Raw genomic sequence first — 21,137 nt, 5'->3', positions numbered from 1 at the left:
ATGAAAATCGGCAAGGAACTCGCTGAACTCACGGCTGGCATCGATGCGCTCTACCGCTCGATGCAAAGCAGCGATGGCTTCCTCAACAAGGAAGGCCTGATCCCAGTCGCCATGGCAGAGGTCACCCCTCTGCCATTGGCCAGCTATGATGACGCCCGCGAAAAGCTCCGCGCTCTCGCGGCTCGGGTGCCCGCTGAGTCGGAGAGCCTGCTTCGGGCCGACTACGTGGCGGAAATGATCGATTCGCTGCTCGCCCTGCTCGACACCTTTGATGGCACGCCGATTTCTTTTGGAGATCGCGTAGCCCGTCAGATCCGTGTTCCGCAAACCCTTGTTCCGGATGCTGAAATCGAAGGCTATCGCACGACGATCCGCGAAAAGCTCAACGAGCTTGGCTACACCGGCGGTACGCTCTCCGAGGATTTTGAGCGCTACGAGGCGCAGGCCCGCGTTCCCACTGACGAGGTCCTCTCGGTTCTCAACGAGTTGATCGCCGAGGCCCGCACCAGCGTTACCGCCACCATGTATCCCTATGATCATGAGGGCATGACGCCGGAAGGCGTCACCGCGGTCCCATTCTCGGCCTATTGCGACTACCCCACGCGAAAAGTGCTGCTGAACCTCGACTTTCCGTACACCCGCTTCTCGCTGAAGCATCTGGCGACGCATGAAGTGTTCCCCGGGCACCTGGTGCACATGAACATCCGGGAAAACCGGGTGGCTGACGGCACAATGCCGCTCGATGGCGCGCAGGTGGTCACGAGTTCAGCCAGCTCCGCCCTCTTTGAAGGCATTGCCGACAATGGCATGGAGTTTCTCGACTGGATCAATGGTCCAGAAGATGAGCTGGGCGTTGCCCTCCAGCGTCTGCGCAGCGCCATGCGTTGCAATGCCGCCTGGATGATGCATGCGCAGGGAATGTCGCTGGATGAGATCGTCCCGATTGTCGCGAACAAGACTCTCCAGGACCCGGTCACCATGCGCTCGCGCCTGGCTTTCCTCAGCCACAATCTCCGCGCGCCGTTCGTCTACGCCTATTACGGTGGCGACATGGCGGTGAACGCGGTCTGGAAGACGGTCAAGCCCGAGCAGCGCAAGGCGTTCTGGGAATACCTCTACAACAACATGCACACGCCGACGACGCTGGCCAAATACTGGCAGCCGGAATAGCGCTCGCATTTCCGGTTCAGCACCAAAACTCTTGCGGCCCGCGACGTGGAAGTCGCGGGTCAGGCGTCAGACGGTGATTGCCAGCGCCAGCGCTTGCATCAGTTCATCTATGTTTCCCGGCTTTGTCACAACCGGAAAGTCGCGATATTTCTCCGGCAAATCGCGGGCCGAATATCCGCTGAAAAACACAACCGAAATGGACTTCTCACGGAGGCGCTCGACCAAGGGGAAGGCGGGGCCGTCTATCAGTTGAATATCGATAATTGCTGCGTTTAGTCCCGCGTCGACCAACTCGTCCAGCAAGGCGACACCCTCTGCCACCTGTGCGACGATTGCCAAGACCTGTACGCCCCGTGCCTCGAAGTCGGACGCAAGACTGCTTGCGAGCAGATACTCATCTTCGCAGATCAAAATTCTGACGTCTGTAACTGAGGACACGACACTCACCGCACACCACGACGATTCGCCCACCATACCGACGTCCGGCATTGATGCGCTAACATAGGTTAAGTAGAGGGTCGAAGGGCAGACGACGGTGCGATTATCCGCCGGTCTGATGATGCGGCGCCGCGACAGGCTTGGACTCGGGTGAACCGCGATGACGAAGGAATATGGAAAGGACAACCAGCGCAGCTGTCGCCAGGAATTCCGATTGCCAGTTCTGGAAGGATTCGAACCACAATTGCGAACTGGTCAAATGTTCCCAGAGCGAGACCTCCGGCATATTGTGCAGCGCTGCCTCGGCGTTCGCTGCAGCGGCGCTGCCGGTCCAGTGCAGAACGAAGGACATCACGAAAAGCCCAAAAAGCGCGGTTCCGAGAGAATAGGAGTAGAGGTATCCGATCAGCCCCCCCGCTCTGACCGGCCATGGGGAATCCGGACGTACTCTGTTGGACGGGCCATCCTCTGCCTCATCGCTGGCCGCGTCCGGATCGCGCGATTCCGCCGAACCTTTTTGAAAAAGCATTGCTGTGAGCAACACATAGGCTGCCATCTGGAGAAATTCGCTCTCCCAATTTTCGAACAGGGCCGACTGGAATTCTGGCGACGTCAGATAGCTGAACAGGCCCAGAACGGGACGGTGGTGCTCCGCGAGGAGTTCATTATTGGCAAGCCAGCCGGATAGAGCCATGCCAACGAGGCACATGAAGAATGCCAGCATAAGGGCGATTGTCAGGCCGTTGTTTCGGAAAAACATGACGACGAACCTCAAAACCTCCGGGAAAAAGCACGGGTGATAACCGCCGAGGGACGGCTATATGCGCCGTCCTCCCCAAGTGTCGGCCGCGAAACAGACGTCAGACGCGTACTTTCTATGCAACCTTCTCAGCGTTCGCGACTTAACCGTAAGCGCGTGGTCCATCGCGCATTGCTCTACGGATGTGTGTCCTGGTGCTCGAAGTGAAATCCAGGCTGAATCATTTGACGATGTTCCGACGGAAAGCCTGCCTAGAGTTCCATCAATATTTTACCCGAGCATCCCTCTTCCTATCGATGCCAGAATTAGAAAGAAGGCCGCACCACCGACCCAGAGTGCGCCTGCAATCAGGGCAAAGCCTTCGATGAAGTCTGCGCCAGAATCATGATTTTCCTGCATTTCGGCCTCGCTGCTTGTTCCAGGCAGTAACGTCCGGCCCGTTGTGAGGTTGCCAATGCTCCGGAATGGCAAGCCAATTTTGCGCACGGGAAATGATTGTTTTCGGGGCAATAAAAATGCTGTGTATGGTTGATGTCAGCCAGTTAGGTAGAAATGTTCCCGCAGACCCCCGTGCCGCCCAGCAATAATATTTCTGCGGATGATCATACCGCCTATCTCCTGGCGGCAATCGTCGACAGTTCCTTCGATGCAATCATCAGCAAGAACCTCGATAGCATCATCCAGACCTGGAACGCCGCCGCCGAACGCATGTTCGGCTATACCGCCGAGGAGGCGGTGGGCAAATCGGTGGTCATGTTGATCCCTCACCATCTGCAGAACGAGGAAGCGGAGATCATTGCGCGCATCCGGCGGGGGGAACGCGTCGAGAGTTTTGAGACCGTTCGCTTGCGCAAGGATGGCACCCGGATCGATGTTTCGCTGACCATATCACCCATCAGACATGCCGATGGCAGCATTGTCGGGGCGTCGAAGATCGCACGGGACATCACCCAAACCAAGGAGGCGGAACGGCGAATTCGCCTTTTGCTTCAAGAGGTCAATCATCGCGTCAAGAACCAGTATGCGGTGATTCTTTCCATCATTCGTGAAACCAGCAACCGATCTCAGTCGCCCCAGCATTTCGAACAGCAGCTTCGCGACCGGATCCTGGCCCTGGCACGCTCGCAGGACCTCCTCGTCAATTCCGGTTGGAGCGGCGCGAGCCTTGCCGAGTTGATTGAACAGCAGCTTGGGGCCTTCGGCAATGAGCACAAAGTGGTCACGCTGGGGCCGCCAGTCACGCTAAATTCCAATGCAGTTCAACACCTTGGCATGGCCATGCACGAGCTTGGGACGAACTCGGTCAAGTATGGTGTGCTGGGGCGCGGCCAAGGACAAATCGTCATCGAGTGGAAGATTTTCCCCAGCGACGGCGAGGACTTCGTCGAACTCTGCTGGAGCGAGATGACCGGAAGTGCGGTGGCCGTTCCGGATGACAGTGCGCGCCGGGGGTTCGGCTCGGTCGTTCTGGAACGTGCGGTGCCTTTTTCCCTTCGCGGAGAAGCATTTATCGACCGCGGCGCGGATTATATCCGCTGGACGCTCAAGGCGCCGCTGACCGAAATGATCTCTCAGCGTCCATCGGAGGCCTTGGCGTCAGTCGCAAAAAATCTGGGCGCCAGAGAGGCTTAGAGCTGATCGTTGTAACGGTCTTTGGTTTCCCCGACCATTTTGGTGAGTTGGGAAAAGCTTGCGGACGCGTCGGCGTCGCCGCGGTTGGCGAGCCGGAGGAGCCGGATCGGAAAGGCGATGGCGTCGCGATTGGCGGGCGAAAGCTCCTCGGTGGCCCGTTCATCGCCGATGACCAGCTGCTCTGACGTGGCGAGCGCCTTTTCGATCTCATCTGCCGTCAAAATCCCTTTTGAAACGAGTGTCTTATTGATGGAGGCGATGGCCATGAGCAGGCCTTCGAGCTGAAGATTGGCTGTGTTCATCTTGGTCTCCTTCACGCGGATGGCAATGATCTTAAGCGATATTCGTTGCCCGGGGATAAGCTCAGTCTTCTGGCTTCCAGATCGCTAAGGTGCTGATCGGCTTGCGGTTTGTGGAAAGGGATGGGCCCTCGAACTCCCAGGGATCGTAAAAAACCCTGTTGTCGGCATCATAGAGCATGAAGTGGTCATCGTGGACATGCATGACGGCGAGGCCCTGGACGTCGTCCCAGCTTTCGACTGCCTGCCGCGCAGCGAACCGCCAGCCGAACCGGGGCAGGATGCGGATGATGTCGTCCCAGGTCGAGCGGCGTAACTCCCCGTCTTTCCAACCGAAATGGGCTTCTATCTCGCCAAGCGGCCTGCCGGTCAACATCTGCAGGACGCTGGCGCCGCAGCCATCTTCAAGCGGGCGCTGGGTGACGAAGGGCAGGCGGATTTGGTCTGGACTGGGTCGGGTCAACGGGCCGCTCCTTGATTGGGCGCGCGTAGCATTTCGTGGTCTAGTGCTAACAGACGGTTAGCATTGAGACGCCTCAAATGTGAAATGGGCCGCTGATAGTGGACGCGTTGGGCCGAACGGTAAATTGGCCCACGACCGCGCTCCAACTCTGCTTGATTTCTATCGCACCATGGCATTGATATGCAGCGAGCAGTTCAGGGGAGGACAGCATGCTGGCTGGATTTGGCGCCGTACGGAATTTCGCGGCCGCAATGCTGATCGGCCTGGCGCTGATCGGGTCGGCCACTGCGCAGACCAAGATCACCCTGCTGGAAAACACCGACCTCCCCGGGTTCGACTATTCGATCCTCAAAAATACCGACCTCGAAGCCTGCCGGGCGCAATGCGCCGAGGACAATATCTGTCGCGCCTTCACCTTCAACGATAAGTCGAAATGGTGCTTCCTCAAAGGCGGCGTCGGCGATGAGGCCGCGTTCAACGGAGCGATCTCAGGGCGCGTGACCCGGGCGCCATCGCCGGCCGTCATCGAGGCGACGCGTCATTCCGAATTGCCATTCCCGGCGCAGGCGCTGGTCGACCAGGCGAAGCGCTTTGCCAACGACCTGCCGCAGACCGACGCGCCGGCTCCCAAGGCCGTTTATGCCGACCTCGTTGCCTCGGGTGACGAGGAAGCGGCCGCGGACAATTATGCCGGCGCCGTGGTGGCCTATCGCCAAGCCCTCGCCATCAACGCCAACGATCCCGAGGTGTGGCAGGCGCTTGCCGAGGCCGCATTGCGCCGCGCCGACGCGGTCAAGGGCCAGTCGACGGGCGACAACAGCTCCGAAATGGGGCAGGTGGCCACGGCAGCTGCCATGAATGCCTTCCTGCGCTCCACCGAACCGGATGCGCGCGCAATGGCGCTGCGGGCCCTCGCCAATGGCATCGAATATCGCCAGATGTGGCGGGAAGCCATCGCCACCTACCGCCTGAGCCTGGCGCTGTTGCCGGACGCGGTGCTGGAAGACTATCTGGACACAGTGGTGGCCCAGCACGGCTTCCGCATTACCGACCATGTGGTGGATGCCGAACCGGCCGCCCCGCGGGTCTGCGTCGTCTTCTCCAATCCGCTCGGCAGCACCGATCTTTCGGCCTTCGTCTCCGTCGCCAATGCGCCGCAGGCTTCGGTCGAAACCGAGCACGAGCAGATTTGTATCGAAGGACTGCAGCACGGCAACCGCTATTCGATAAAGTTCCGCGCCGGCCTGCAATCGGCCGATGGCGAGGAACTGAGCAAGGATGTGGACCTCAGTGTCTATATTCCCGACCGCACCCCCTTCGTGGGCTTTGCCAATAATGCCTATGTGATGCCAGCCGGTCTGGGCGGTGGTCTGCCCATCACCTCGGTGAATGCCGAGACGGCGGAAATCGAAATCTATCGTATCGGCGACCGCTCCATTGCGACGGCCGTGCGGGATGGGATTTTCCAGAACGGACTCGCCCCTTATGGTGCCGAAGACATTGCCGACCGGCTTGGCGAGGCGATCTGGAGCGGCGAAGTCGATCTGGCGCAGGGCGATTCCAATGCGCTGATGACGACGGCCATCCCCGTGGCCGAAGTGCTGGGCGAGGTTAGTGCAGGCGCCTATGTGATCACCGCCAAGGTGAAGGGCGAAGACGACGAGAATTACTGGTCGGATATGGCCACGCAATGGTTCATCGTCACCGATCTGGGGCTGACGACCATAGCCGGCGACGATGGCGTGCATGCCTTTGTGCGCGGCCTGAGTTCGGCTCAGCCCATTGCCGGGGCCACGGTCCGGCTCGTGGCGGTGAACAACGAAATCCTGGGCGAGGCCACGACCGATGACGATGGCCGTGCCGTGTTCGCACCGGGCCTGGCTCGCGGGCAGGGCGGCCGGGCTCCGCAATTGCTGGTGGCCGAGACCGGGGACGGCGACTACGCCTTCCTCAACCTTTCCCGCCCCGCCTTCGATCTCACTGACCGCGGCGTCGAGGGACGGCCATCCCCGGGCCCGCTCGACCTCTTCGCGACCACCGAACGCGGCGTCTATCGCCCGGGCGAAACGGTGTATCTGACCGCGCTGCTGCGCGACGAGCGCGCCAATGCCGTGACCGGCCTGCCGCTGACGCTCGAAATCGAGCGGCCCGATGGCGTCACCGCCAGCAGTCAATTGCTCAATGACGAAGGGGCGGGTGGCTATTTTGCAGCCCTGCCCATGGCGGCAGAGGCCATGAGGGGCTCCTGGACGCTGCGCATCTATTCCGATCCCAATGCCGAACCACTGGCGCGCACCAGCTTCCTTGTTGAGGATTTCGAGCCCGAACGCCTCGCCTTCGAGGTAAGCCCGGTGGAAGAGGGGCCATTCAAGGCCGGCGCGGTCAACGAGATCAATGTCGCCGCCAAATATCTCTATGGCGCCACCGCGCCCGATCTGCGGATCGAGGCCGATGCCATTCTGCGGCCGCGCACGACCCTGGCCGAATTCCCCGGCTACACGTTCGGCCGGCTGGACGACGCCATCGAGACCAGTCGCGAGCCCCTTGGTCTCGTCGGCATGACCGATGAGGCCGGCAACGCCATTGCCGAGGTGACCCTGCCCGAAGCGCAGGTGACGACCAAGCCGCTCGAAGCGCAGATCCTGCTGCGCCTGATCGATACCAGCGGCCGTTCGGTGGAACGCAGCATCACGCGGCCGGTTCTGGCTGATGGCATTCGCATCGGCATCAAGCCGGTGTTCAGCGACGCGACGGGCCTGGGCGAAGGCAGCAAGGCCGAGTTCGAGATCATCGCCGTTTCGCCCGAAGGTGAGGCGGTCGCCGAAACGGGGCTGAACTGGACCCTGTCGCGGATCGAGACCAATTATCAATGGTATCGCAACGGCAGCACCTGGAACTGGGAAGCCATCACCACGACGCGTGACGTGGCCAATGGCGAAGCCGACACCAGCGAAGGCAAACCGGCCATTGTTGGCGCCAATGTCGATTGGGGCCTCTACCGGCTCGAGGTGGAAAGCAGCGGCTCTGACCCGACCTCGTCGAGCTATGAATTCTACGCCGGCTATTATTATGCCGATGCCGGTTCGGATACGCCGGACACGCTGCAGGTGGCGCTCGACAAGCCGGCCTATCGCATCGGCGAGACCGCCAATCTCAAGCTCGACCCGCAATTTGCGGGCACCGCGCTGGTAATGGTGATCGACAATCGCGTCATCGAAATGCAGGCGGTGGACGTACCCGAAGGGGGCACGACCGTACCGCTGCAGGTGACCGAGGCCTGGGGGCCGGGCGCCTATGTGACGGCCATCCTCTACCGGCCGGCCGACGCCAGCGAAAAGCGCATGCCATCACGGGCGCTGGGTCTGGCTTTCGCCGATATCGATCCCGGCGAGCGCAAGCTCGATGTGAGCCTCTCGGCGCCGGACGTGACACTGCCGCGCGAAAGCTTCACCGTCGAAGTGGCGCTGGGCAATGTCGCCGCTGGTGAGACCGCCTATGTGGCCGTCGCGGCGGTGGATCTCGGCATCCTCAACCTCACCAATTTCAAGGTGCCGGCGCCGGACGAGTATTATTTCGGCCAGCGCCAGCTGGGCATGGAAATCCGTGACCTCTATGGCGCCCTGATCGACCCCAATCAGGGGCTCGCCGGGGCACTGCGCTCGGGCGGCGATGGCGAGACCGCGCGTCTCGGCACGCCCCCGCCGATCACCGTGCTGGTCGCCCAGCATTCGGGCATTGTCGAGGTGGACGAGAACGGCAAGGCGAGCCTCAGCTTCGACATGCCGGACTTTACCGGCACGGTGCGGATCATGGCCATGGCCTGGACCGATAGCGCCGTCGGCCATGCATCGACCGACGTCATCGTGCGCGATCCGGTGGTCGTGACGCTGAGCCCGCCGCGCTTCCTGCGGGTGGGCGATGAATCTCGCCTCTTGGTCGAGATCAACAATGTCGATGGCGAAGCGGGCAGCTATGGCGTTGCGCTCTCGACCGGCGAGGGCATTTCCACACCCGCTTCCAGCACGGAAATCGAGCTGGGCGAGGGTGAGAGGACGGCACTCGACCTCCGGCTCAATGGCATGCAGATCGGCGATTGGCCGGTGGTGCTGACCATTACCGGGCCGGGCGGGCTGGAACAGACCAAGGAACTCTTGCTGGGCGTGCGCCCGGTGAGCGCGCAGGTGACGCGGAGCCGTCTCGTTCCCATCGGGCCCGGCGAGCGGATCGAACTCGGGGTCGAGAGCTTTGAAGACCTGCTCGCCGATACCGGCACGATGACCCTTGCGGTCGGCCCGCTGGCGCGACTCGACGTGCCGGGCCTGCTGATGTCGCTCGACCGCTATCCCTATGGCTGCGCCGAACAGGTTTCGAGCCGGGCGCTGCCGCTGCTCTACCTCAACGAAGTGGCCGGCCTGATCGGGCTGGCCGAAGACGACAAGCTCAACCAGGTGGTGGCGGACGCGATCACCAATGTGCTCGCCAAGCAGACATCGGCGGGCGGGTTCGGGCTCTGGGGGCCCTATGATGGCGGCGACCTCTGGCTCGACAGCTTCGTCACCGACTTCCTGCTGCGGGCCAAGGCCAATGGCTACAAAGTGCCCGAAGAGGCCATGAGCATGGCGCTCGACAACCTCGCCAACCAGCTCTCCTACGCAGCCGATTTCGACAATGGCGGCGAGGATGTGGCCTATGCGCTGCACGATCTGGCGCGGGCCGGCCGGGTGGCGATGGGCGATCTGCGCTATTATTTCGAGGCGCGGCTCGACGCCTTCGCGACGCCTCTCGCCAAGGCCCAGCTGGGTGCGGCGCTGGCGCTCTACGGGGACAAGACACGCGCCAATCGGGCCTTTGCCGCGGCGGTGGAGAGCCTCGGCAAGCCGGAGAACACCAAGCGCTACCGGCTCGACTATGGCAGTAAGCTGCGCGACACCGCAGGCGTGATCGCGCTGGCGGCCGAATTCAGGGCCGAGGGTGTCGATCTGCTGGCGCTGACCAACCAGCTGGCGAAAATGCTGGACCGGGCCCGCTACACCTCCACCCAGGAGGAGAGCTGGACGCTTCTGGCGGCAGCGGCGCTGGGGCAGGGCACGGCCGACGGCACGATCACCCTCGATGGCGAGGCCCTGACGGGGCAGGTCTACCGCCGCTTCGAGCAAACTGGTTTTACCACGCTCGAACTCGTCAACGAGGGCACCAGTGCGACCGAGGCCAAGGTGAGTGTGACGGGATATCCCGCCGTCGCGCCTGAGGCGACCAGCAATGGCTTCACCATCGAGCGGGAATATTTCCTGCCCGACGGCTCGCGCGTCGATCCCGAGATGACCCCGATCGCCCAGAACGAGCGGCTTGTGGTGGTGATTTCGGTCCGGCCGACCGATTTCGGATCGGGCCAATATGTGATCGCCGACCCGCTGCCGGCAGGCTTCGAGATCGAGAACCCGAACCTCTCCGCGGGCGAGGGCGTCTCCGATTTCAACTGGCTCAAGCTCAATACGCCGACCCATGTGGAATCGCGCACCGACCAGTTCGTCGCCGCCTTCCGCTACTATTCGGAGGTCGAGACTTTTACGACCGCCTATATGGTGCGGGCCGTGTCGCCGGGGATGTTCGTCTTGCCTGGCGCCAATGTGGAGGACATGTATCGTCCCGAATTGCGGGCCAACACGGCCTCCGGCTCGGTCGAGGTGATCGCCGCAGGGCCATGAGCGAGAGTGCGCCAAAATCGGGGAGGAAGCCGCGCCCTTGGGTGGCGCGGCTGACCCTGCTTGGCTTTGTGCTGTTCACGCTGGGATTGGCCGGAGTTATCCAACTGACCGCCTGGGTGACGACGATCCGGGCCGAGCTGCCGGCGACGCCGGACCTCGCCGAATTGCCGGTTTCCGTCGCGGTGGTGGATCGCAATGGCGCCCTGCTGCGGCCGTTCACGGCCGGCGATGGCCGCTGGCGCCTGCCGGTGCGCAAGGCGGAGGTCGATCCGCGCTTTATCGACATGCTGATCGCCTATGAGGATCGCGGCTTTGACGGGCATGAGGGCATTGCCTGGAACTCGATGGCGCGCGCGGCGCTGCAATTTGTCGGCGCAGGGGGCCGGGTGGTGTCGGGTGGCTCGACCCTCACCATGCAGGTGGCGCGGCTGATCGAGGGGCAGCCGACCAGGAATGCCTGGGGCAAGCTGCGGCAGATGGTGCATGCCGACCGGCTCGAGGATGAACTGGGCAAGGACGACATTCTCGATCTCTACCTGACCCTGGCGCCCTATGGCGGCAATATCGAGGGCATCCGCGCCGCGAGCCTTGCCTATTTCGGCAAGGAGCCGACGCGGTTGACGACGGCCGAGGCGGCCCTGCTGGTGGCGTTGCCGCAATCGCCCGAGGCGCGACGGCCCGACCGCGACCCCGAGGCGGCGCGGCGGAGCCGGGACATGGTGCTCGACCGGCTGGTGACCATGGACGCCATTGCCGAAGAAGAGGCGCGGGCGGCAAAGCTCGAGCCGATCCCGATCGCGCGGCGCGAATTTCCCATGCTGGCGGCGCATACCGCAGAGGCGGCGCGAAAAGCGCAGCCGGGGGCGCGCACAGTTCAACTCACCATGGAAAAGCGGCTTCAGGAGGCGCTGGAGCGGCTCGGCGCGGCGCGGGCGCGGATGATCGATCCGAAGGTTTCGGTGGCCATCCTTGCGGCGGATATGGAGACCGGGGAGATTCTGGCGTCTGTCGGATCGGCGGGGCTGCTGGCGACGGAAAGCGCGGGGTTTGTCGACATGACCACGGCGATCCGGTCGCCCGGCTCGACGCTGAAACCACTGATCTACGGGCTGGGGTTCGAACTGGGGCTGGCGCATCCGCAAAGCCTTATCGAGGACCGCACAACGGCCTTTGGCGGTTATGTGCCGGTCAATTTCGACGGCTTCAATCGCGGCACGGTGACCATCCATGACGCGCTGACGCAGTCGCTGAATATTCCGGCCGTGGTGGTGCTCGATGCGGTGGGGCCGGCGCGGCTGGTGTCGCGGCTGCGGCGCGCCCATGCGGATGCACGCCTGCCGGTCGATACGGCGCCGAGCCTTGCCGTGGGGCTCGGCGGGGTGGGGATCAGCCTGCGCGATCTTGTCGGGCTCTATGCCGCCATCGGGCGCGGGGGAATGCCGGTGACGCTGCGGGACGGTGTTGGCAAGCCCAAGCCGGAGAGCAATGGCGTATCCGCGCCGGTCCTCGACCGGGTAGCGGCGTGGTATGTGGCCGATATTCTGGCCGATGTGCCGCCGCCGCTGAACGGCACGCCGGGGCGCATCGCCTACAAGACCGGTACCTCCTATGGCTATCGCGATGCCTGGGCCATCGGCTTTGACGGCAAGACGGCGATCGGCGTCTGGGTCGGGCGGCCGGATGGCGCGCCGGTGCCTGGACTATCGGGGATTACCGGGGCCGCGCCGATCCTCTTTGAAGCCTTTGACCGGCTGCGCAATCGCCGCGCGCCGCTGCCCAAGGCGCCGCCGGGCGTACTGTTTGCGTCGAATACCGAACTGCCCGAGCCGCTGCGGCGGTTTCGCCACCCGAACGATAATTTGGTGGCGCGGATCGCCTCGCCGGAGATCGCCTTTCCTGGGGATGGCGTCGATGTCGATCTGGGATTGCGGGAGGGGCAGGAGGCAGCGCTCACCGTAAAAGTGCGCAATGGCGTGCCGCCCTTCACCTTCTTTGCCAATGGCGCGCCTTTCGGGCGGCCGCGCTTTGCGCGAGAGGGGATCTGGCAGCCCGACGGACCCGGCTATGTCACGCTCTCGGTGGTCGATGCCGAGGGGCGCGGGGATAGTGTGACGGTGTTTTTGAATTAGGGGGGGCCAACACCGATGACCCCCAACCCAGCGCCGCTACGGCCTTGCGGCCCAGCTTTGCTACCCTCCCCCTGAACAGGGGGAGGATGCGCAGGAGTTGATGGGGTTGGTTCCCGAACGCTCTGCCTACTCGGTGTCATTCCCGCGAAAGCGGGAACCCCTGTTTAACGGAGGTCCCCGCTTTCGCGGGGATGACATTGTGGTGGTGCGAGATAGGGGCAGCTATCGGGAGTTGCAGCCACCCCCCCACAAACAAAAGATCAGGCGCCGGTGACGCGCCAGATGACGTCGCCGACGTCGTCGGCCATAAGCACGGAGCCGTCGGCGGCGTGGGCGACGCCGACGGGGCGGCCATAGGAATAGTTCTCATCTTCCGTCAGGAAGCCAGTGAGGATGTCGCGGGGCATGCCGACCGGCTTGCCATCCTTGAACTCGACAAAGGTCAGCTTGTAGCCGGAGAGCTTGCTGCGGTTCCACGAACCGTGCTGGCCGATGGCCATGCCGGCGGGATAGCCGGGCAGTGTGCCGTCGGGTAGCCAGCAGAGGCCGAGCGAGGCGGTGTGGCCGCCCAGGGCGAAGTCGGGTTGCAGGGCGATTGCGACCTTGGCTGCATCCTGCGGCACGCGATCGTCGACGGTGCGGTTCCAGTAGCAATAGGGCCAGCCATAAAAGCCGCCATCGACCACCGAGGTGAGGTAATCCGGCGGGGTCTCGTCGCCGAGGCCGTCGCGCTCATTGACAACGGTGTGGAGGGTCTGCGTGGTGGGTTCGAAGGCCATGCCGACCGGATTGCGCAGGCCGCCGGCAAAGAGGCGGTGCGTACCGGCCGCGATGTCATATTCGAAGATGCAGGCGCGGTCGATTTCGGCCTCCATGCCGGCATCGCCGATATTGCTGAGCGAGCCGACGGCGACATAGATCTTGGTGCCGTCCTTGTTGGCGATGAGATTGCGCGTCCAGTGGCCACCGGGCTTCATGCCCATCAGCTTGCGGCCCTGGGCGGTGATCTTGGTCTGGCCCAGTTCATAGGGATAGGCGAGCAGGGCATCGCTGGCGCCGACATAGAGAGTGTTGTCGAGGAACACCATCCCATAGGGCTGGCGCACGTTTTCCAGCAGAACGTGGCGGACTTCGGCCACCCCGTCGCCATCGGCGTCACGCAAGAGGATAATGCGATTGGGGCTGTCGCCCGAGGCGCGGGCCCGTTTCATCGTCGCGGACATGGCGTGGTCGAAGACGGTCTTGGGATTGCCCGACTCGCCCATGGATTCAGCGACGAGAACGTCGCCATTGGGCAGGATATAGACCTGGCGCGGATGATCGAGGTCCCTGGCGAAGGCATTGACCTTGAGGCCTGGCGCGGGAACCGGGGTGCGGCCGTCCTGCCAGCCCTTGGCGGTCGGCATCTTGAGGGTCGGGATGGAGCCCTGCGGCTTGGGCCCGGGAATGGTCGGTTTCAGCCCATAGGCCGGTGGGCGCGGACCATCGCCGGAATGGCGAATGGCGACGGCAACCGAACCGACTAGAGCGACAAAACGGGCGAAAACGGCACTGGCATCCATCGGTGATCACTGCTCGCAAAATCGGGAAAGCTGGAGACTAGCGGCAATATCGTTCTCGGACCAGATATTGATCGCCAGAAGTATGATTTATTCGGGGAATTGCTGGCGGTGCAGGAGGTTATGGGAGCGGTAAGGAGGCGGTAGGGGCACACCGAGCCCTCATCCTCATTCCCGCCCCATAAGGGGGGAGGCGCAGGGGGATAGGATCGCGGGACGAGACGGACGGTCGATGGGTTAGCCCGTCTGCGGCAGCTTTTCGATGTCGCAATTGGCTTCCATCGGGGGTGACCCGAGGCAGCGCCGTGAGCGGACAGGCGGTCCAATAGAAAAGGCGCTCATCAAGCGCCTTTTCGGAGGAGTTTCGGGCCGGTCAGCTCCAGAGCTGGGACCACTGGCCGTAGGTGACAGCCAGGAGTTCGGGGCCTTCGTGGTTGCCAAAGGCCAGGTGGCGATTTTCTTCGCTATAGGCGAAGGACATCAGCAGGTCGGCGCGGGTGGCGCCGCCGGCAATCTGGTCCTGCCAATAGGCCAGGCCATCGGCCTCGCCCTCGCGGCCAAGAACGTTCTTGTAGAGCACGTCGACGAAATCGTCGTCGGACATGGTGTCCGGGGTGCCGAAGCGATCGGCGAATTCCGGGCTGTCGATCAGGCTGAGGGCCATGCGGTCGAGATCGGTGCCGTTCGAACGGGCCGAGAACCAGAAATCGAGACCACCCGCGTCGAGGTCGCGGCCGAGGCCGGCGCGATAGAGCAGGGTGATTTCGTCGACGAACTGGCGGTCGCCCAGTTCGGCAATCGGGCCGACCAGCGAGAAGATGCCATCCTTGACCGCAAGGATTTCGACGCCGCTGAGGGCAACGCTGCCGCCGTCATGGACGATGTTCATCACCCCATTGGGGTCGCCCGAGATCTTGAGCGCCTTGAGCGACAAATCGAGCACGAGCGTATCGGTGCCCGCGCCGCCGCGAACCTCGTTGCGGCCGAAGCCGGGGATGAAGATGTCGTTGTGTTCGCCGCCGATCAGGATGTCGTTGCCCGCCTGGGCTGGGGGTGTCGGCAGGGTGACGGAGATGAAGTCGCGGATGTTGAGGCCGATCAGCGAGAGTTCCTTGCCGATGCTGTCGCCGACGAGGAGATTGCGACCTGCGCCGCCATTGAGCGTGTCATTGCCGGCGCCACCGACGAGGACGCTGTCGGCGCCATTGCCGATGATCACATCGTTGCCGCGACCGCCAATGGCGTTCTCGATGAGGGCGAGCGGGTTGTTTTCATGCAGCAGGGCGACGGCGACATTGCCGGGGGCCACCTGGCCATTGCCCAGATTGGCGCGCTGGCTATTGCCGAAGCTCGACCAGCCGCCGGGCGTGAGATCGATCCGGAGATCGGTCGAATATTCGGAGAAATCGAAGGTGTCGCGGCCGCCGCCATCCCAGATGGCTTCAAAGACCTTGTTGCTGCCCGGAGCGCCCTGGCCGACGCCATTGATGAATTTCTCGCCGGTGGATTCGCTCCAGCGATAGACGGTGTCCCCGGCGCGGGTGTTGTAATTGGCGCCGTAGAGATACTGGATGGCGGCGATATCGCGCACCATCGGGGTCTGGGCATAGCCATAGGTCTCGTTGGTGTAGCCGACCGAGACCGACTGGCCCTCATAGGAGCGGTAGCTCATGATGGTGTGCGCCATGGCGTCGATAACCGAGGCGGTGGCGGCAGAGGGCACGGACTGGGCGCCGCTGATCTGGCCATGGAGCGCGCCGGCGCAGCAGGGGCACAGACCATCATCGGGCGCGGCGCCGGAGGCCGACAGCGTGTTCGCCTCATGCGGATGCGCCAGGCCGAGCGCATGGCCGATCTCGTGCATGATGGTGAGATAGGCGTAATTTCCCTTGGCGGGTGAAGCGAGATAGGTCGTGCCCAGCCAGACATCACCGGCCTGGGTGGTTTCGGACGGGGTGTAGGCCCAGGCCGTGCTCGGCATGGTCGAGACGCCCATGCGGATTTCGGCAGTGTTGGCGTTGGTCTGGACGAGGTCGAGCGCGATCAGCTCGTTCCACATCGCGAAGGCATCGAGCGCGGCTTTCTGTTGCCCGCTGTGGAGGGCGGCAAAGCTCTTGTTTTCGCCGCGGCCATAGCTGGTCGCATAAACCGATGCGGACTGGGAAAACCCGAAGGAGATGGCCTCGCCTGCCCATTTGCGGCTGGTCAGGAGGTCGTCGATGTACTTGGTACCCGAAGAGAGGACGCGGTCTACTGCCGACATGATTGACATCACCCCAAAGCATTCTTGCCTGGGTCTGGTGATATCGATCAGGAATTCAGGGTCGGTTGGAACGCGCGGCGCAATTTTATCGACCCGTTTAAGGGGTCAGAAACTCTGTTTCGCCGGGGGTACTGAAATATCGAAGAAAATGCCCGCCAATGCTGCGGGCAAATTGTTTACCCTAATGATTTTTCTCAAGTATTTTCGTCGGGCAGCCAGCGATCCCCGGCCGTTTTGTGGAAGCGCGGGGTGGCCAGCGGGGCAATGATGCGGTCGAGCCAGGGGGTCAAGGCCGACCGCCAGGCCGAGCCCTGCAGCATGGCGCAACCAATGGCGATGGGCGTGATGCCGGCATGGCCGAGCAGGCGCAGCACCGCCTCCATGGACTGGCCGGTGCTGATGACATCGTCGATAACTGCGATCCGCCGGCCTTCGAGCAGGGGCAGCATGCGCGGATCGATATAGATGGTCTTGCCTGCGCCGGGGCTGGTGATCGATTTCAGCGGCTCGGAGAGTTCGTCGCGGTACCAGAATTTTCGCGAGGTGCCGAGCGGGACCATGCGGGTATGGCCGAGGCGGCGGGCGACGTTGGACGCCAGGGGCAGGCCGAGCGTCGGCACGCCGATGATGATTTCGGGCGCCAGCGGGCGGAGCAGGTCGGCCAGCGCCCCGGCGAGGCCGTCCTCGACGGCAAAGCTCGCCTGATTGAGAATGAGCGAGGACACGGCGGCAGTGCCATCGCCGGGCAAGACGCGGAGCGGCAGGGGCAATTGGCGGCCATCGGGCAGGGTGGCGGGATAAAAGCCGACATGTCCCTCTGCCGGGGAAACGTCATATGTGCCCGGCGGAACAAAGCTCTGCCAGAAATCATGCGGCTCATAACTCATGCCTAATCCTTGATTGTGCGGCCTGCTGGGCGCAAAGGTGCGCCGACGCGAGCTATGCCAAGACGGACTGAACTATGCAATCGGCCAGCAATGATCCCTTTGAACTTGATGCCATGATTGCGCTGCGGCGCGATCTGCACGCCAACCCCGAACTCGGTTTCGAGGAAGTGCGCACCAGCGCCATCGTGGCGGAAAAACTGGCCGAGGAGGGTATCGAAATCCATCGCGGGCTGGGCAAGACCGGCGTGGTGGGGACGCTGAGAGTGGGCGATGGCAAGCGGCGGATTGCGCTGCGCGCGGATATGGACGCACTGGCCATGCCAGAGCTGGCCGACCGGCCCTACAAATCGAACACGCCAAACGTGATGCATGCCTGCGGCCATGACGGGCATACGGTGATGCTGCTGGCGGCGGCGCGGCATCTGGCGCGGACGCGCAATTTTTCAGGCACAGTGCATTTCATCTTCCAGCCCGCCGAAGAAGGGCGCGGCGGCGCCAAGGCTATGGTGGAGGAAGGGTTTTTCGAAAGATTCCCGGTGGATGCGGTCTATGGCCTGCACAACATGCCGGGGCTGGCGACGGACGAGATGGCTGTCGTTGCGGGGCCGCAGCTGGCCTCGTCGGACAGCTGGACGGTTACTTTTCGCGGCGTCGGCACCCATGGCGCGAAGCCGCATCTGGGGCGCGATGCGGTAACGGCGGCGGGCCATTTTCTCGCGGCCATCCACACCATCGTGGCGCGAGTGGTCGATCCGCTGCAGCCGGCGGTGATCAGCGCCTGCGCGCTGGAAGCCGGTGACTTCAAGGCGCTCAACGTGATCCCCGATATCGTGCGGGTCGGCGGAACGGCGCGGGCCTATTCGGCCGAGGTGCGCAACCAGCTGGAAACCGAGATCGGCATCGTGGCGCGCGGGATCGCCGCGACCTTCGGTATCGAGGCCGAATATGAGTTCCTGCGGCGCATACCGCCGGTGGTCAATGATGCCGATGCGACGGCGCGGGCATTGCGCGCATCGCAGGCGGCCACGGGCCGGCCCGTGGTGACGGATTTCCCGCCCTCGACGGCCGGCGATGATTTTGCTTTTTTCGGCGCGGAAGTGCCCGGGGCCTATGTCTGGCTGGGCAATGGCCCCGCCGTGGACGGGGCGCTGCACCATAATACGCGCTATGATTTCAACGACGACGCCATTGCCACCGGCGCCCGGTTCTGGACCACCCTGGTGGAACAGGAACTCGCGGCCTAGAGCGTTTCACCGCGTCGTTGAAACGATGAAATTGCTCAAGGCTCTCGTTTTGTCGCGGTTCCGAACCACAAAGCTGGAAACGCTCTAGCGCAGGCCGCTGGCCAAAAGTGCCAGCACGGCCGGTGCATCGACACGCATCGCGACATTGACGGGGCTGCCGGTGTCGCTGCGGGTCAGCGCTCCGGCATCGGCACCGTCGCCGAGATTGACCGAGAGGCGCAGGAAGTCGATCCCGAAGAGGTCTGGCGCGACGGCGAGGAGCATGACACAGGGGTCGTGCAGGGGGCGGCTGCGCTTGTCGTCCTGGAGATAGGCCATCAGCATGTCGGCGGCGATATTGCCGGCCGGGCTGGTGCGCAGGGCTTCCACATAGTCGCGATCGGCGCGGACCCGGCGGGTCACGTCTAGCGGAACGATCGTGGTGCGGATATCGGAATGCAGCACCAGGGCCACGGCCTCGGGATCGCTGGCGAAGTTGAACTCCGAGCCCGGGCCGGAATTGCCGGGCTCGTCGATCGTGCCGCCCATGGCGATGAGATGGCCGATGCGCTGGGCGGCGTCGGGGTGCTCATCAATCAGCCGGGCGATATTGGTGAGGGGCCCAAGGGCCAGGATGTCGATCGAGCCCGAGGGTTCGCGGCGCAGCGTTTCGGCCAGCCATTCCACGGCATTAGTGTCGATGGGAGCGGCCGGCGGGGGCAGGGTGACGCCGCGCAACCCGTCATCGCCATGGACGACGATGGCGTCGATATTGTCACGCAGGAGCGGCGCGTCGGCACCGGAATGGAGCGGGATGTCCGAGCGCCCCATGGCGGCGAGCAGGCCGCCGGCATTCTTCGTGCTGCGTTCGAGGCCGATATTGCCGGCCACGGTGGTCAGACCAAGGACTTCGAACCGTCCGCTGGCGAGCGCAAAGAGAATGGCAACGGCGTCGTCGAGGCCTGGGTCCGTGTCGATGATGACGCGTCTTGTCATGGTGCTGTTTTCCACGCTGGTGTGCCTGTTCAGGCGCGTTGATCGATGTCCCGCATTTCGGATTTGAATTGCCCGGCAATCTGCAGGGCATCGGCCACGACGCGGCGGCTTTCGAGTGTCTGTACCCTACGGTCGCGCATGAGCCATCGGCCTGCAACCATCGTATCGGTGACGTCGGTGGGCATGGCGGCAAAGACGAGGGCCGAATAGGGATCGTAGATCGGGTGCAGGCGGGGCGCATCGAGGCTGATGCGGATGAGGTCGGCCTGCTTGCCGGGCTCGAGCGAGCCGGTCTTGAGGTTTAGCCCGAGGACGCGCGCGCCTTCGATGGTCGCCATCCGGATGATCTCGACGGCGGGCAGCGGCTTGCGCGAGCCGGCGAGGAGTTTTGCGAACATCGAGACGGGGGCGAACTGGCTGAAGAGGTCGAGCGTGTTGCCGCTCATGGCCCCGTCGCTGCCAAGGCCGACGGGCAGGCCGGCATTGCGCATCTTTTCGACCGGGGCAATGCCGCGACCGGCCTTGCCATTGGAGCGGGGATTGGTGGCCACGCAGACCTGATGCTCGGACATCATGGTGATGTCGGCATCGTCGAGCTGCAGGCAGTGGGCGCAGATGAGATTGGGTTTGAGCAGCCCCGCTTCCGCGGTCACGGCGACGGTGGATTTGCCGTGGTTCTCAAGCGCCCAATTCACCTCGAGGGTGGATTCGGCCAGATGCATCTGGACCGGCACGTCCGGGTGGTCGGCGGACCATTGGGCGATGCGGGCCATGACATCCCGGCCGGTGGAATAGGGCGCGTGGGGGGCGATCGAGGGGGTGACGAGCTTGTGGCCGGTATAGCGGTCGACCAGTTCTTCGACGCGGGCAAACCCTTCGTCGAAATTGGTGTGGTCCGGCGGGGCGAAATCGGCCAGCGTCTGCCCGACAATGGCGCGGAGGCCTGCCTCGGCGCAGACATCACCCACTTCGGTTTCGAAATAATACATGTCGGCGACAGTGGTGACGCCGCCCTGGATCATTTCGAGTGCAGAAAGGGCCGAGCCGGCGCGCACCATTTCGGGGGAAACAAATTTGCGCTCGAGCGGCAGGATGTAGCGATAGAGCCGGTCATCGACATCCTCGCCAAGACCGCGGAACACCGACATACCCATGTGGCAATGGGTGTTGACCATGCCGGGCATGACGAAGTCGCCATTGCAGTCGATGGTCTCGGCGCCGGGAATGGAGGGCGGCGTGCCCGAGCCGAGGGCGGTGATGATGTCGTCATCGATCTGCAGCCAGCCGCGTTCGTGGACGGTGAGGGCGTCGTCCATGGTAATGAGCTGGGCGTTGGTGAGGATGCTGGTCATGATTGGTCCCTCGGGCAGATCGTGCGTGTATGGAGAGATTGGGGCTCTCGGTCACCCCCACCTAGCCTCCCCCTTCAAGGGGGAGGTGGCGCATCGAGTGCTTGGTGCGGTCGGACCCCAAATGACGGCCCTGACAAATCTCATTGGGGCACTATAGAGCTACACCCACCGGCCGGCACCTCCCCCTTGACGGGGGAGGGTGGGAGGGGGTGTTGGAAGCCCGGATATTGGGGCTCTCACCCCCCCACCCTTGATCCCTCC

The 21,137-nt window shown here is 63.4% G+C and carries 14 protein-coding genes; 5 read left to right on the top strand and 9 right to left on the bottom strand.

The window, feature by feature from the left end:
- Positions 1-1,170, top strand: coding sequence for a hypothetical protein (locus tag N0P34_RS14390; RefSeq protein ID WP_275603913.1), 1,170 nt, complete (start codon positions 1-3; stop codon positions 1,168-1,170).
- 66 nt (positions 1,171-1,236) lie between these two features.
- Here N0P34_RS14390 and N0P34_RS14385 read toward each other — a convergent pair whose 3' ends face one another.
- Entirely contained in the window at positions 1,237-1,644 is a 408-nt protein-coding gene (locus N0P34_RS14385) for a response regulator (protein ID WP_275603912.1), read from the bottom strand.
- A gap of 67 nt (positions 1,645-1,711) precedes the next feature.
- Positions 1,712-2,368: a DUF6766 family protein gene (locus N0P34_RS14380; RefSeq protein ID WP_275603911.1), complete on the bottom strand. Its 657-nt coding sequence runs from the start codon at positions 2,366-2,368 to the stop codon at positions 1,712-1,714.
- Positions 2,369-2,920: 552 nt separating this feature from the next.
- Between N0P34_RS14380 and N0P34_RS14375 the strand changes: the two genes are divergently transcribed.
- Positions 2,921-4,000, top strand: a complete 1,080-nt coding sequence (locus N0P34_RS14375; RefSeq protein WP_275603910.1) for a PAS domain S-box protein — start codon at positions 2,921-2,923, stop codon at positions 3,998-4,000.
- On the opposite strand, the gene N0P34_RS14370 is transcribed toward N0P34_RS14375, so the two are convergent.
- Complete coding sequence (locus tag N0P34_RS14370) at positions 3,997-4,302, bottom strand: hypothetical protein (protein ID WP_275603909.1); 306 nt, start codon at positions 4,300-4,302, stop codon at positions 3,997-3,999. The two genes, N0P34_RS14375 and N0P34_RS14370, sit on opposite strands and share 4 nt — an antisense overlap.
- Positions 4,303-4,363: 61 nt before the next feature.
- Positions 4,364-4,762: a hypothetical protein gene (locus N0P34_RS14365; protein ID WP_275603908.1), complete on the bottom strand. Its 399-nt coding sequence runs from the start codon at positions 4,760-4,762 to the stop codon at positions 4,364-4,366.
- A 209-nt stretch (positions 4,763-4,971) separates the two neighbouring features.
- Between N0P34_RS14365 and N0P34_RS14360 the strand changes: the two genes are divergently transcribed.
- Positions 4,972-10,467 carry an alpha-2-macroglobulin family protein gene (locus N0P34_RS14360; protein WP_275603907.1) on the top strand — a complete coding sequence of 1,832 codons (5,496 nt, stop codon included), beginning with the start codon at positions 4,972-4,974 and terminating at the stop codon, positions 10,465-10,467.
- Between the two features lie 41 nt (positions 10,468-10,508).
- The gene (pbpC, locus tag N0P34_RS14355; protein WP_275603906.1) at positions 10,509-12,596 is read left to right on the top strand and encodes a penicillin-binding protein 1C; all 2,088 of its coding nucleotides are present in this window, start codon (positions 10,509-10,511) and stop codon (positions 12,594-12,596) included.
- Between the two features lie 260 nt (positions 12,597-12,856).
- Here pbpC and N0P34_RS14350 read toward each other — a convergent pair whose 3' ends face one another.
- From N0P34_RS14350 to N0P34_RS14340, 3 genes are all read right to left on the bottom strand, one after another.
- Positions 12,857-14,158 (bottom strand): sorbosone dehydrogenase family protein, encoded by a 1,302-nt coding sequence (locus tag N0P34_RS14350; RefSeq protein ID WP_275603905.1) that lies wholly within the window; start codon positions 14,156-14,158, stop codon positions 12,857-12,859.
- A 370-nt stretch (positions 14,159-14,528) separates the two neighbouring features.
- Positions 14,529-16,418, bottom strand: a complete 1,890-nt coding sequence (locus N0P34_RS14345; protein WP_275603904.1) for a DUF4214 domain-containing protein — start codon at positions 16,416-16,418, stop codon at positions 14,529-14,531.
- Between the two features lie 194 nt (positions 16,419-16,612).
- Entirely contained in the window at positions 16,613-17,305 is a 693-nt protein-coding gene (locus N0P34_RS14340; RefSeq protein ID WP_275603903.1) for a phosphoribosyltransferase, read from the bottom strand.
- Positions 17,306-17,379: 74 nt separating this feature from the next.
- On the opposite strand from N0P34_RS14340, the gene N0P34_RS14335 reads away from it, so the two are divergent.
- Positions 17,380-18,549 carry a M20 aminoacylase family protein gene (locus N0P34_RS14335; protein WP_275603902.1) on the top strand — a complete coding sequence of 390 codons (1,170 nt, stop codon included), beginning with the start codon at positions 17,380-17,382 and terminating at the stop codon, positions 18,547-18,549.
- A gap of 84 nt (positions 18,550-18,633) precedes the next feature.
- Here the strand turns inward: N0P34_RS14335 and N0P34_RS14330 are convergent, their stop codons facing one another.
- Entirely contained in the window at positions 18,634-19,524 is an 891-nt protein-coding gene (locus N0P34_RS14330) for a nucleoside hydrolase (RefSeq protein ID WP_275603901.1), read from the bottom strand.
- A gap of 29 nt (positions 19,525-19,553) precedes the next feature.
- The gene (locus N0P34_RS14325) at positions 19,554-20,876 is read right to left on the bottom strand and encodes an amidohydrolase (RefSeq protein ID WP_275603900.1); all 1,323 of its coding nucleotides are present in this window, start codon (positions 20,874-20,876) and stop codon (positions 19,554-19,556) included.
- Positions 20,877-21,137: the final 261 nt, after the last annotated feature.

The sequence above is a fragment of the Devosia sp. FJ2-5-3 genome, assembly GCF_029201545.1.
Classification (GTDB): Bacteria; Pseudomonadota; Alphaproteobacteria; order Rhizobiales; family Devosiaceae; genus Devosia.
The sequence above is the reverse complement of the archived record's forward strand: the minus strand, read 5'-3'. Positions and strand labels throughout refer to the sequence as shown.